Origin of the sequence: Lysobacter changpingensis, assembly GCF_017308985.1 — a bacterium.
GTDB classification, from domain to species: domain Bacteria; phylum Pseudomonadota; class Gammaproteobacteria; order Xanthomonadales; family Xanthomonadaceae; genus Lysobacter_J; species Lysobacter_J changpingensis.
The window spans coordinates 35,261-47,803 of record NZ_JADWPE010000007.1 but is presented as its reverse complement, the minus strand read 5'-3'; the positions used below and the strand labels follow the sequence as shown (position 1 = coordinate 47,803).

The following is a 12,543-nucleotide window of genomic DNA, read 5'->3' as shown; positions in this document are numbered from 1 at the left end:
CTTTCTTACTTCTTCGGCGCGACGCTCCACGGCGGAGGCGGCGCGGGGATCGGATGTTCCAGGTCGAACTCGATGCGCACCTCGCGGCCGGGCCGCGTGAGTTCGTAGACGAAGCGTTCGTGCGGTTCGATCTCCATCGCCCACACGTTCGAGACCGAAGACGCGCGGTCCTCGCGCTGGAACAACGCCTTCGATGCCGCATCGGCCGGGAATTCCTGCCGCTCCGACGTGCCGACGTCGACCGTGTCGCCGCCGTACTGGCTCAGCGCGCCTTCCGTGCCGTCCTGCAGGCGATGGTCGTGCTTGAGGCGCAGGCCGCTCGCGGTGCGGGTGAGCACCCAGGTGCGCGAACGGTCGCTGCCGACGTAGAACGGAATCCGGATGGTGTCGCGGCTGCATTCGCGCACGTGCATGATCAGCGCCTTGCCGGCGAGCGGATCGCCTTGCGTCGGCGGGCGATCCACCGCGATGCGACCGGCAAACGCCTGCCCGCACAGCCCGGCCACATGGTGGAAGAACGCGTCCTGCGGCGCCATGGCGTCGTCGTCGGGCGTGGAGGAACACGCCGCAAGGCAGGCGGCGAAGGCGATGGCAAGGGCAGGGCGTGGGCTCATGGGCGCCCACGCTAGCCCGAACCGCGTGAAGTCGGCAATGCGACCCTGGCCCAGTGCGGTTCAGTCGCGCATCACCACCGGCTGGCATTCCAGTTCGAGTTGCTCCAGCACCGCCGCCGCGGCCGCCTGCGTGGACACGCCGCGGCCGTCCACGGCGAGGTCGGCGGTGAACACGCCCGCCGCGAGCGCGCCATCGACCGCCTTCTCCACGCAGCGCGCCTCCGCTTCCAGGTCCAGCGAATGCCGCAGCAGCATCGCCGCGCTGAGGATCGTCGCGTACGGATTGGCGATGCCGCGGCCGGCGATGTCGGGCGCGGAGCCGTGGATCGGTTCGTACAGGCCGACGCGCCCCTCCCCGAGCGACGCCGACGGCAGCAGGCCGAGCGATCCGGCCAGCATCGACGCTTCATCGGTCAGGATGTCGCCGAACATGTTCTCGGTGACGATCACGTCGTACTCACGTGGTCGCGCGAGCAGGTGCATCGCCATCGAATCGACCAGCTGGTGTTCGAGTGCGATCTCGGGAAACTCGTCGCGGACGACGCGCGTGGCGACGTCGCGCCATAGCCGTGAGGTTTCCAGCACGTTGGCCTTGTCGACGGACGTCACGCGCCCGCGACGTCCGCGCGCGAGCATGCAGGCGCGACGCATCACGCGTTCGATCTCCTCGACGGTGTATTCGCACAGATCGCTGGCCGACGTCGCCGTGCGCTGCTTCTGGCCGAAATACACGCCACCGGTGAGCTCGCGCACGACCAGCAGGTCGACGCCGGTGAGCAGGTGCGGCTTGATCGGCGAGGCACCCAACGCCGCCGGATGCGGCTTCACCGGACGCAGGTTCGCGTACAGCCCCAGCGCCTTGCGGATCGCGAGCAGGCCCTGTTCCGGGCGCACTTTCGCGCCAGGATCGGACCACTTCGGTCCGCCGACCGCGCCGAGCAGCACCGCGTCGGCGCGACGCGCGGCGTCCAGCGTCCGCGCCGGCAACGGCTCGCCGGTGGCGTCGATGGCGGCGCCGCCGATCAGTTCCTGGGTGAAGCGAAAGGCGTGCCCGTAGCGCTGCCCGACGGCGCGCAGCACCTGCACCGCCGCATGAGTGACTTCCGGACCGATGCCATCGCCCGGCAGAACGAGGATTTCAGCTTGCATGACGGAACTCCCGGGTTTGCGATGCCTGCGCGTCGCGCGCGGATTCGAAGCGGGCGATCGCGTCGCCCTGTTTCAGCAGATAGCCCAGCTGGTCGACGCCTTCGAGCAGGCAGGTCTGCGCGAACGCATCGAGCGGGAACCGCACGACACGCCCATCGGGCAGCGTGAGGCTGCGCTGGGCCACGTCGATGCGGAGTTCGACGCCGGGCTGTTCCAGCAGGTCATCGACGATGCGTTCGTCGAGCACGATCGGAAGCAACCCGTTCTTCAGCGCGTTGCTGCGGAAGATGTCGGCGATCTCCGCGCTGATCACCGCGCGCAGGCCGAGGTCGGTCAGTGCCCACGGCGCGTGCTCGCGCGAGGAGCCGCAGCCGAAATTGCGGCCGGCGACGAGGATGCGGGCGCCCGCATTCTCCGCGCGATTGAACGGGAATTCCGGGTCCGGCGAGCCGTCGGCCAGCGTGCGCCAGTCGTTGAACGCGTGTTTTCCGAGGCCCTTGCGCTGTGTCGTGGTGAGGAAGCGTGCGGGAATGATCTGGTCGGTGTCGATGTTGCGTTCGCGCAGCACGATGGTGCGCGATACGACTTCGGTCAGCGGCTGCATCAGGCGGTCTCCAGCTCGGCGGCGGCGTGCGGCGCGGGCAGCGTGGTGAGGTAGGGGCGCGGGTCGGTGATCTCGCCGGCGACCGCGCAGGCGGCAGCGGTGGCCGGCGAGGCGAGCACGGTGCGCGCGCCCTTGCCCTGTCGGCCTTCGAAGTTCCGGTTGCTGGTGGAAACGGCCAGCTGGCCCGCGCCGACGATGTCGCCGTTCATCGCGATGCACATCGAACAGCCGGGCTCGCGCCACTCCGCGCCGGCCTCGCGCACGATGCGGTCGATGCCTTCGCGCTCCGCCTCGCGCTTGACCTGTTCGGAACCGGGCACGACCAGCATGCGCACGCGTGGATGCACCCGGCGTCCGCGCAACACGCCCGCCGCTTCGCGCAGATCGGACAGTCGCGAGTTGGTGCAGCTGCCGACGAACACCACGTCCACCGGCCGGCCGGCGACGGCGGCGTTCGCGTCCCAGCCCATGTAGTCGCGCGCCTTCGCTTCATCCGCATCGTCGCTTCCCGGAACGTGCGCGGACACGGCGGCGACCTGTCCCGGATGCGTGCCCCAGGTGACCGTGGGCTGGATGTCGCGTGCATCGATGCGCACTTCGCGATCGAACGTCGCGCCTTCGTCGGTGCGGAACGCCTTCCATCGCGCAACGGCCGCGTCGAACGCCTCGCCCTGCGGGACGCGCGGACGGCCGCGCAGATAGTCGAACGTGACATCGTCGGGCGCGATCAGGCCCGCGCGTGCGCCGGCTTCGATCGACATGTTGCACACCGTCATGCGCTGCTCCATCGACAGCGAACGGATGGCCGAACCGCGGTATTCGATGACGTGGCCCGTGCCGCCATTGACGCCGATCACGCCGATGACGTGCAGGATCAGGTCCTTCGCGCCGACACCAGGACCGAGTTCGCCATCGACCGTGATCGCCAGCGTCCTGGGCTTGCGCTGCAGCAGGCACTGCGTGGCGAGCACGTGGCCGACCTCGCTGGTGCCGATGCCGAAGGCGAGCGCGCCGAATGCGCCGTGCGTGGCCGTGTGGCTGTCGCCGCAGACGATGGTCTGGCCGGGTTGGGTCAGGCCGAGCTCCGGTCCCATCACGTGCACGATCCCGCGCTGCGGGCTGTCGTAATCGAACAGCTCCACGCCGAAGCGTGCGCAGTTCGCGCGCAGCGTGTCGACCTGCGCACGTGCTTCGTCGTTCACGTACGGACGCTGCCCGTTGGCAGTGACCGGCAACGTCGGTGTGGAGTGGTCGAGCGTGCCCTTGGTGCGGTCCGGACAACGCACCGGCAGACCGCGCGCGTCGAGTTCGGCGAAGGCCTGCGGCGAGGTCACTTCGTGGATCAGGTGCAGGTCGATGTAGAGGATCGCTGGCGCCGCCTCGGATTCGGGCGTGACGACATGGGCGTCCCACAGTTTGTCGAACAGGGTTTTCGGTTGGCTCGTCATTGACTTGGCTTTCTGGAATGAGGTCAGGCGATCGCAGCGGCGCGCGTGTCTGCGGCCTGCGCGCGCGTGCGCTGCAGGCGGTTGGCGATGTCGAGCCACGCGAGCGCGCTGGCTTCGAGGATGTCGGTGCTGGTGCCCGAGCCGGTGAACTCGCGCCCGTCCACGCGCGCGATCACTTGCGCCTGGCCCTGGGCGTCGTCGCCGGTGGTGACGTTGGAGACCTGGTAGCTGTCGATCTCCAGCGCGATGCCGGTGGCGCGCGCGAGCGCCGCGAACAGCGCATGCACGGGGCCATCGCCGACGGCAGCCTCGCTCACCGATGCGCCCTCGGCATCGACGAGTTGCACGCTGGCCGTCGGCAGGCTGTCCTGCGCGACGCCGGTGCTGACGTGGAAACGCGCCAGGCGGTGCCCGCGCGCCGCGCGTGCGTCGGCGCCGAGCACCAGCGCTTCCAGGTCGGCATCGAACACTTCGCGCTTCTTTTCGGCCAGCGACTTGAAGCCGGCGAAGACCGCGTTGAGCTGCGCTTCGGGCAGCGTGAAGCCCAGCGCCTGCAGGCGGTCGCTCAGCGCGGCGCGCCCGCTGTGGCGGCCCATCACCATCTGCGACTGCGCCCAGCCGACGTCTTCCGGTCGCATGATCTCGTACGTACCGCGATGCTTCAGCATGCCGTGCTGGTGGATGCCCGACTCGTGCGCGAAGGCGTTCTGCCCGACCACGGCCTTGTTCCGCTGCACCGCCATGCCGGTGATGCGCGAGAGCAGGCGCGAGGTGGGCACCAGGCGGCGCGTGTCGATGCGCGTGTGCGCGCCGTAGTACTCGCCGCGCACGCGCAGCGCCATCACCAGTTCTTCCAACGCGCAGTTGCCGGCGCGCTCGCCGATGCCGTTGATCGTGCATTCGACCTGTCGCGCGCCGCCTTCGATCGCGGCCAGCGAGTTCGCCACCGCCAGGCCGAGGTCGTTGTGGCAGTGCGCGCTGAACACCGCGTCCTTCGCGCCCGGCACGCCCGATTCGATCACGGACGCACGCAGGTATTCGAACAACGTGCGGATCTCGCTCGGCGTGGTGTAACCGACGGTGTCGGGAATGTTGAGCGTGCGCGCGCCAGCCTGCACCGCGGCAATGCAGACCTGCGCGAGGAAATCCGGCTCGGTGCGCAGCGCGTCCTCGGCGGAGAACTCGACGTCGTCCACGTGGTGCTTGGCCAGCTCGACCGCCATGACGGCACGTTCGATCACCTGCTCGCGCGTCAGCCCGAGCTTGTGTTCGCGATGCAGCGGGCTGGTGGAGATGAACACGTGGATGCGCGGATGCACGCTGCCGTCGAGTGCCCGCGCGCAGGCTTCGATGTCGCCGACGTGGCAGCGTGCCAGCGTCGCGACGGTTGCACCGCGAACCTCGCGCGCGATGGCGCGCACGGCGTCCATGTCGGCTTCCGAACTCGCCGGAAAGCCCGCTTCGATCACGTCGACACCCAGCTCGGCAAGCGCGTGCGCGAAGCGGAGCTTCTGCGGCGCGGTCATGCTGCAGCCGGGCGATTGCTCGCCGTCGCGCAGGCTGGTGTCGAAGATCCGTACTCGGGCGGCGGGGTCGTTCATGCGGTGAGCTCCTCGTGGTCGCGCGCGACGACGGCGGCGCGCGGCTTGGATGGGAAAGCGGGATTCAGGGTCGCGATGGCCGGCTCCAGCGCGGGTGCGGCGTCGCGATGACGGCGACGCGGGCGTCGCGGCGCGCGCGGGCGCACGTCGGACAGCAGTTGCGCGAGCACGACCGCGTCGACGTTTCCGCCGGACACGACCGCGCACTTGCGCTTGCCGGCGATGCGGCGGCCGGCAGCGAGCGCCAGCGCGCCTGCGCCTTCGGCGATGACGTGTTCTTCCAGCGCCAGGCGCACCAGCGTTTCGCGCAGTTCGGCTTCGCGCACGACGACCACGTCGTCGAGCAGTTCGGCGAGCAGCCGCTGCGTCAGGTGTCCGGGTTCCTTCACGCGCACGCCGTCGGCGAGCGTCGCCGCCGGGTCACGCGGGGTACGGTCGCCGCGCAATGCGCGCAGCATCGAATCCACGCCTTCGACCTGCGCACCGATCACGCGCACGCCCTGCGACTTGAGCGCGAGCGCCACGCCCGAGGCAAGGCCGCCGCCGCCGATCGGCACCAGTACGACGTCGGGCGCGAGCGCGGCCAGTTCCAGCCCGACCGTGCCCTGGCCGGCGATCACGTCGGGGTCGTCGAACGCGGACAGCACGCGATGGCCGTTTTGCGAAGCCAGTTCGGCGGCGAACGCCTTGGCTTCGTCGTAGGTGTCGCCGTGGAGACGCACCGTGGCGCCCCAGTGCGAGACGCCCGCGATCTTGGTCTGCGGCGCACCGCGCGGCATCACCGTGATCGCGTTGACGCCAAGGCGATACGCCGACCACGCCAGGCCCTGCGCGTGGTTGCCGGCGGAGGCGGCGATCACCGGTCGATGATCGCCGCGTTCGCGCGCGGCGAGCAGCGCGTTGAGCGCGCCGCGCACCTTGTACGAACCGGTGCGCTGCAGGTTCTCCAGCTTCAGCCAGCAGCCGAAGCGTTCGGCGTGATGCAGCGGCGTCGCCGGCAGGTAGCGACGCAGCCGCGCCTGTGCCGCGAGCACGTCGGCCGCGGTGACGCGTACGTCGGTGGGTACGTCGCCGTCCATGTCAGACGGCCGTCAGCCAGTGTGTGTACGACGACTCTTCGCCGCGAACGACGCGCCCGTACAGCGCCTGCAGCTCGCGCGTGATCGGGTTGTCGCCGAACTCGCGCCGGTCGAGCGCGCTGATCGGCGCGATCTCCGCCGCCGTGCCGCAGACGAAGACTTCGTCGGCATCCAGCAGTTCGTGATGCGTGACCGGGCGCGATTGCGCGCCGCTCAGCGCGATCACGCTGTCGCGCGTGATGCCGGGCAGCGCGTCGCGATGCGACACGGCCGTGACCTCACCGCCGCGCACCATGAACACGTTGGCGCCGGTGCACTCGACCACGTAACCGTCTTCGTCGACGAACAGCGCTTCGTCGAAGCCGCGCAGGCGCGATTCGCGCTTGGCTAGGATCGAGTTGATGTAGGCGCCGCACAGCTTCAGCGGCGGCAACGACGAAGCCGGATTGCGCTTCCACGGCGACACCGTCAGGCGCGAACGCTTGCCGTTGAGGTGCACGACGGTGGGCAGCGTCAGCACCATGAAGTGCTGGCTCAGGCCCGGCACATCCAGTCCGACGGTCACGCCGTCCGCGCCGTTGCCCAGCCACGTCAGCGGGCGCACGTACGCATCGCGATGCCCGTTGGCGCGCAGCGTCTGCAGCGTGGCGTCGAACGCGGCGTCGACGTCGAAGTCGATGCCCAGCAGGTCCGCGCCCTTGCGCATGCGCTCCAGGTGCTCGGGCAGGCGGAACACCGCCGCGCCATCGCGCGTGGCGTAGCTGCGGATGCCTTCGAACACGCCGGTGCCGTAGTGCATCGCGTGCGTGGTCAGCGGCGCGTGCGGCGTATCGGCGGCGGTCAGTTCGCCATCGAACCACAGCAGTGGCATGCCCGGACGGCGCGCGTCGTCGCGCAGCTCGATGGGCTTGCCCGCGGGTTGTCGCGAGGCGACGGCTTCGGGTGCGATCACCGACATGGCGACACCTCCACCGCGAGGCAGTCGTAGAGCTTCTCGAGCTGATGCTGCAGGTTGGCTTCGTCGCGTTCGCCTTCGACGGTCAGCCGCAGGTACCAGCGGTCGCCATCGGCCTGCGCTTCGCCATCGACGGCGAGCGGGCGGAAACCGCGGCGTTCGGCCGCGCCCAGTACCCGCGACAGCGCGCCTTCGGCCTGACGGAGCGTGAGATCAAGCTGGTATCGCATGACGGGGATCCTCGGTGGGGGTGGGTTCGTTCGACGCGCCGGCGTCAAGCTCCGGATCGAGCATCTGCGCGTTGTTGTGGTTGGGCGGAACCAGCGGCCACACGTTCGCGGCCTGGTCGATGGCGACGTGCAGCAGCGCCGGGCCGTCGGTGGCGAGCAGCGCCTGCAGGGAGGCTTCGACGGATTCGGCGCGATCGACGTGCAGCGCCTGCACGCCGAACGCCGCCGCGACCGCGCCGAAGTCGGGGTTGTCGGACAGGTCGATCTCGGAATAGCGCCGGTCGAAGAACAGCTCCTGCCACTGGCGCACCATGCCGAGCGCCTGGTTGTCGAGCAGCACGATCTTCACCGGCAGGCCGTAGCGTCGCAGCGTCGCCAGCTCCTGCACGTTCATCAGGAACGAACCGTCGCCGCTGACGCACACGACCGACGCGTCGGGCGATTGCAGTTGCGCGCCGATCGCCGCCGGCAGGCCGAAGCCCATCGCACCGAGCGCGCCGCTGGTGAGGTGCTGGCGCGGCGTGCCGAAGCGCCAGTGCTGCGCGACCCACATCTGGTGCTGGCCGACGTCGCAGGCGACGATCGCGTTGGGCGACAGTTCCGACAGGCGCTTCAGCAGCGACGGTGCGTACACGGTGTCGCCCGGCGCGTCGTAGCGCGCGGCGAATTCGTGCATGCGTTGCTGGCAGATCGCGCGCCATTCGCGCCGCGCCGCGCCGTTGCGACCGTGCAGGTGCGCGGCGCAGGGCAGGGTGAGCGCGGTCAGCGTGCGGCGTATGTCGCCGCACACGGCGGCATCGGCGTGGCGCAGCTTGCCGATCTCGCACGCGTCCAGGTCCATGTGGACGACGCGGGCGTTCGGCGCGAACTCCGCCAGCTTGCCGGTGGCGCGATCGTCGAAGCGCGCGCCGACGACGATCAGCAGATCGCTTTCTTGCACCGCCAGGTTCGCCGCGCGGCTGCCGTGCATGCCGAGCATGCCGAGGTTCAGCGCATGGTTCGACGGCAGCGCGCCCAGGCCCTTCAGCGTCAGCACGGTCGGGATCTGCGTGGCGTCGACGAACGTGCGGAACGCCTGCACCGCATCGCCCAGCGCGATGCCACCGCCGCCGTACACGACGGGCTTCTTCGCCTGCGAGATCATCGCGAGCGCCGCGTGCAGCGAGGCGTCCTTCGGCGCGGGCACGTCGTCGATTTCCGCCGGCACGTGCAGCGGAAGATGCGATGCGTCGCCGACCTGCACGTCCTTCGGCAGGTCGATCAGCACCGGCCCCGGGCGGCCCGAGCGAGCGATACGGAACGCCTCGGCGACGACGTTCGGCAGCTCGTCCACGCGACGCAGCAGGAAGCTGTGCTTCACGATCGGCATCGTCATGCCGAACACGTCCAGTTCCTGGAACGCGTCGGTGCCCATCAGCGGCGTGGCGACCTGCCCGGTGATGATCACCATCGGCACCGAGTCGAGCATCGCGTCGGCGATGCCGGTGACCAGGTTCGATGCGCCCGGACCGGACGTCGCCACGCATACGCCCACGCGCCCGCTGGCCCGCGCATACCCGTTCGCCGCGAAGGCCGCGCCCTGTTCGTGGCGGACGAGCACGTGCCTGAGCTGCGATCCGTGCAGCGCATCGTAGAAGGGCATGATCGCGCCGCCCGGGTAGCCGAAGAGCGTATCGACGCCTTCGGCCGCCAGGGCCTGCACCAGCCAGCGGGCACCGTTCATCACGCGGCCTCTGTCTGCGCCTGGCGCTTTTCGGTGGCGGCAGACGCGGCCTGCGGCGCGGTCGAAAGCCACTTCATGTTCGCGCGAAGCTTCTTGCCGACCGCTTCGATCGGATGCGTCAGGTCGCCTTCCTTCAGCGCCTTGTAGTTCGCGTTGCCCGCGGCGTATTCGGCGATCCACTGGCGCGCGAACGTGCCGTCCTGGATTTCGGTGAGGATCTTCCTCATCTGTGCGCGCGTGTTGTCGTCGACCACGTAGGTGCCGCGCGTGAGCGCGCCGTACTGCGCGGTTTCGCTGATGAACTCGTGCATGCGCGTGATGCCGCCCTCGTAGAACAGGTCGACGATCAGCTTCAGCTCGTGCAGGCACTCGTAATACGCGACTTCCGGCTGGTAGCCGGCTTCGACCAGCGTTTCCCAGCCCGCCTGCACCAGCTTGGTCGCGCCGCCGCAGAGCACGGCCTGCTCGCCGAACAGGTCGGTTTCGGTTTCTTCCTTGAACGTGGTGCGGATCGCGTTCTGGCGCGCGCCGCCGATGCCGGCGCAGTAGGTCAGCGCGAGCTGCTCGGCGTTCCCGCTCTTGTCCTGGTAGACGGCATAGACCGACGGGACGCCGCGGCCGATCTCGTATTCGCGACGCACCAGCGCGCCCGGGCCCTTCGGCGCGACGAGCACGACGTCCAGGTCCTCGCGCGGCGTGATCTGCCCGTAATGCACGTTGAAACCGTGCGCGAACAGCAGGCACGCGCCCTGCGCGATGTTGGGTTCGATCACTTCGCCATAGAGCTGCGGCTGCACCATGTCGGGCGTAAGCACGGCGACGAGTTCGGCGTCCTTCACCGCCTCGCTTGGCGACTTCACGGTGAAGCCGTCGGCCTTCGCCTTGATCTCGGTCGGGCCGCCCGGACGCAGGCCGACGGTGACGTCGAAGCCGGAATCGCGCAGGTTCAAGGCATGCGCGCGGCCCTGGCTGCCGTAACCGACGATGGCGACGCGGGGTTTTTGCTGGGTGGTCATGATCGTGTCCGTAGTGGATGGAGGGCGGTGCGGAGGGTCAGGCGAGGAACAGTTCCTTCGTTTCTTCGGGCGTCACGGGCGCTTCCTCGATGAATTGCACGGGGATGTCGCGCGACTTCGCGCGGGCCGCATCGAGCGGGCCGGGCGCCGTGACCGCGCCGCGCGAGGCCGAACTCACCTGCGCGGCGTACTTCGCGAGCACGCCCGTGGCGACGCGCGGCGCAATGCGAGCGGTGGGGCGCGTGCGCAGGTCGGCGTCGACGTCGATGCGGCGCGTCTTCACGTCGATGCGCACGCGATCGCCGTCGCGCAGGTTCGCGATGGGCCCGCCGCGCGCGGCTTCGGGCGAGATGTGGCCGACCATGAAGCCGTGCGTCGCGCCGCTGAAGCGGCCGTCGGTGATCAGCGCGACGTCGTTGCCCAGGCCCTGGCCGACGAGCGCGGCCGTCACGGCGAGCATCTCGCGCATGCCGGGGCCGCCCGCGGGGCCTTCGAAGCGGATGACGACGACGTCGCCCGCGCGGATCTGGCGCGCCTGCACGGCGTTGAACGCGGCTTCTTCCGAATCGAAGACGCGCGCGGTGCCTTCGAAGTGTTCGATGCCGTGGCCGGCGAGCTTGAGGATGCAGCCTTCCGGCGCGAGATCGCCGTAGAGGATCGAATAGCCGCCGCGCGGCTTGAACGGATCCGACACCGGGCGCACCACGTCCTGCGCGCCCGGCGCGGGCACGTCATCGAGTTCGGCGAAGAAGCTGCGGCCGGTGACGGTCGGGATGTCCTCGATCAGGCCCGCGGCACGCAGTTCGCGCGCGACCAGCGCCGCGCCGCCCATCTCGAACATTTCCGCAGCGGTATAGCGGCCGCCGGGCTTGAGGTCGGCGATCACCGGCGTGCGCGCGGCGGCTTCGAATTCCTCCAGGTCGAACGCGACGCCGGCTTCGTGCGCGATCGCCAGCAGGTGCAGTGCGGCGTTCGTCGAACCCGCGGTGGCCGAGACCGCGCACGCAGCGTTGCGCAGCGCTGCGGGAGAGAGGATCTCGCGCGGTCCCGGACCACCGTTGCGCAAACGCTGCATCGCCAGCGCGCCGCAGGCCCGCGCGGCGGCGGGCTTGTCGGCATGCACGGCGGGAATGTCGTTGAGTTGCAACGGCGACAGGCCGAGAAAGGTCAGCACCATCGCCATCGTGTTCGCGGTGAATTGCCCGCCGCACGCGCCCGCGCCGGGGCAGGCGTGCGACTCGATGCGATGCAGCTCGGCATCGTCGATGCGGCCGGCCGAATGCGCGCCGACGGCCTCGAACACGTCCTGGATCGTCAATGCTTTTTGTGAAGAGTCCGCACATGGATGTGCGGGTTTTTGCGAGGGACTCGCACATTTGCCCGGCAGGATCGTGCCGCCGTAGAGGATCACGGTCGGGATATCGAGCCGCGCCGCCGCCATCGCCGCTGCCGGGATCGTCTTGTCGCAGCCGACGAGCAGCACCATCGCATCGAGGCAGTGGCCATTCACGGCGAGCTCGATCGAATCGGCGATGGTCTCGCGCGAGGGCAGTGAGGCGCGCATGCCGTCCGAGCCCATCGCGATGCCGTCGGTGACCGCAATCGTGTTGAATTCGATGGGCGTGCCGCCGTTCTCGATCACGCCCGCGCGTACGTGCTGCGCGAGGTCGCGCAGCGTGTAGTTGCACGGCGAGACGTCCGACCAGGTGTGCACGACCGCGACCAGCGGCTTGGCGATCGCCTCGTCGCTCAACCCGGTCGCGCGCAGCATGGCGCGTGCGGGAGCGCGTGCGGGGCCCTGCTTGATGGCGTTGCTTCTCACGAACGGCGATCTCCTGGCTGGACGTTCCGCAGGGCGAAAACAAAAACCCCGCGCCGTTTCGGGCGCGGGGTCTTGGGTATCGACCTGGGTGTGTGGTTCCTACTTACACAAACCCGTACTCCGCGCTGGCAAGCCCGGTAATAAGTACGAGTACAAGAATGAGCGAGGCCGCGATGGGCGCGGCCTTCATCAGAAGTGCGATGGCGATGCGACGCGCGTCAGCCTGCGACGCGGCGTCGGCGGAGCGTTGGCCCCGGCCCGATGCGGTCTGCAAGTGGTTGCTGCGCTGCGTCATGGGATCG

General features: G+C 69.6%; 12 protein-coding genes. All 12 read right to left on the bottom strand.

Going from position 1 to position 12,543, the window contains the following annotated elements; translation table 11 throughout:
• Positions 1–5 precede the first annotated feature (5 nt).
• Entirely contained in the window at positions 6–614 is a 609-nt protein-coding gene (locus I4U41_RS15980; protein ID WP_206862176.1) for a hypothetical protein, read from the bottom strand.
• Between the two features lie 60 nt (positions 615–674).
• A complete protein-coding gene (leuB, locus tag I4U41_RS15975; RefSeq protein WP_206862175.1) occupies positions 675–1,763 on the bottom strand; it encodes a 3-isopropylmalate dehydrogenase in 1,089 nt (362 codons plus the stop codon).
• On the bottom strand, positions 1,753–2,367 hold the full coding sequence (gene leuD, locus I4U41_RS15970) for a 3-isopropylmalate dehydratase small subunit (RefSeq protein WP_206862174.1): 615 nt from the start codon (positions 2,365–2,367) through the stop codon (positions 1,753–1,755). Before leuD ends, leuB begins: the two co-directional genes overlap by 11 nt.
• The gene (gene leuC, locus I4U41_RS15965; protein WP_206862173.1) at positions 2,367–3,815 is read right to left on the bottom strand and encodes a 3-isopropylmalate dehydratase large subunit; all 1,449 of its coding nucleotides are present in this window, start codon (positions 3,813–3,815) and stop codon (positions 2,367–2,369) included. The genes leuD and leuC overlap by 1 nt, the downstream gene beginning before the upstream one ends.
• A 23-nt stretch (positions 3,816–3,838) precedes the next feature.
• On the bottom strand, positions 3,839–5,416 hold the full coding sequence (locus I4U41_RS15960) for a 2-isopropylmalate synthase (protein ID WP_206862172.1): 1,578 nt from the start codon (positions 5,414–5,416) through the stop codon (positions 3,839–3,841).
• Positions 5,413–6,495 carry a threonine dehydratase gene (locus I4U41_RS15955; protein WP_206862171.1) on the bottom strand — a complete coding sequence of 361 codons (1,083 nt, stop codon included), beginning with the start codon at positions 6,493–6,495 and terminating at the stop codon, positions 5,413–5,415. Before I4U41_RS15955 ends, I4U41_RS15960 begins: the two co-directional genes overlap by 4 nt.
• A gap of 1 nt (position 6,496) precedes the next feature.
• Positions 6,497–7,453, bottom strand: coding sequence for an aminotransferase class IV (locus I4U41_RS15950; RefSeq protein ID WP_206862170.1), 957 nt, complete (start codon positions 7,451–7,453; stop codon positions 6,497–6,499).
• Complete coding sequence (locus tag I4U41_RS15945) at positions 7,444–7,680, bottom strand: ACT domain-containing protein (RefSeq protein WP_115844200.1); 237 nt, start codon at positions 7,678–7,680, stop codon at positions 7,444–7,446. The genes I4U41_RS15950 and I4U41_RS15945 overlap by 10 nt, the downstream gene beginning before the upstream one ends.
• Positions 7,664–9,403 carry an acetolactate synthase 2 catalytic subunit gene (ilvG, locus tag I4U41_RS15940; RefSeq protein ID WP_206862169.1) on the bottom strand — a complete coding sequence of 580 codons (1,740 nt, stop codon included), beginning with the start codon at positions 9,401–9,403 and terminating at the stop codon, positions 7,664–7,666. The genes I4U41_RS15945 and ilvG overlap by 17 nt, the downstream gene beginning before the upstream one ends.
• The gene (gene ilvC / locus I4U41_RS15935; protein WP_206862168.1) at positions 9,403–10,419 is read right to left on the bottom strand and encodes a ketol-acid reductoisomerase; all 1,017 of its coding nucleotides are present in this window, start codon (positions 10,417–10,419) and stop codon (positions 9,403–9,405) included. Before ilvC ends, ilvG begins: the two co-directional genes overlap by 1 nt.
• Before the next feature lie 37 nt (positions 10,420–10,456).
• Entirely contained in the window at positions 10,457–12,241 is a 1,785-nt protein-coding gene (ilvD, locus tag I4U41_RS15930) for a dihydroxy-acid dehydratase (RefSeq protein ID WP_206862167.1), read from the bottom strand.
• A gap of 103 nt (positions 12,242–12,344) precedes the next feature.
• Positions 12,345–12,536, bottom strand: coding sequence for a hypothetical protein (locus I4U41_RS15925; RefSeq protein WP_206862166.1), 192 nt, complete (start codon positions 12,534–12,536; stop codon positions 12,345–12,347).
• Positions 12,537–12,543: the final 7 nt, after the last annotated feature.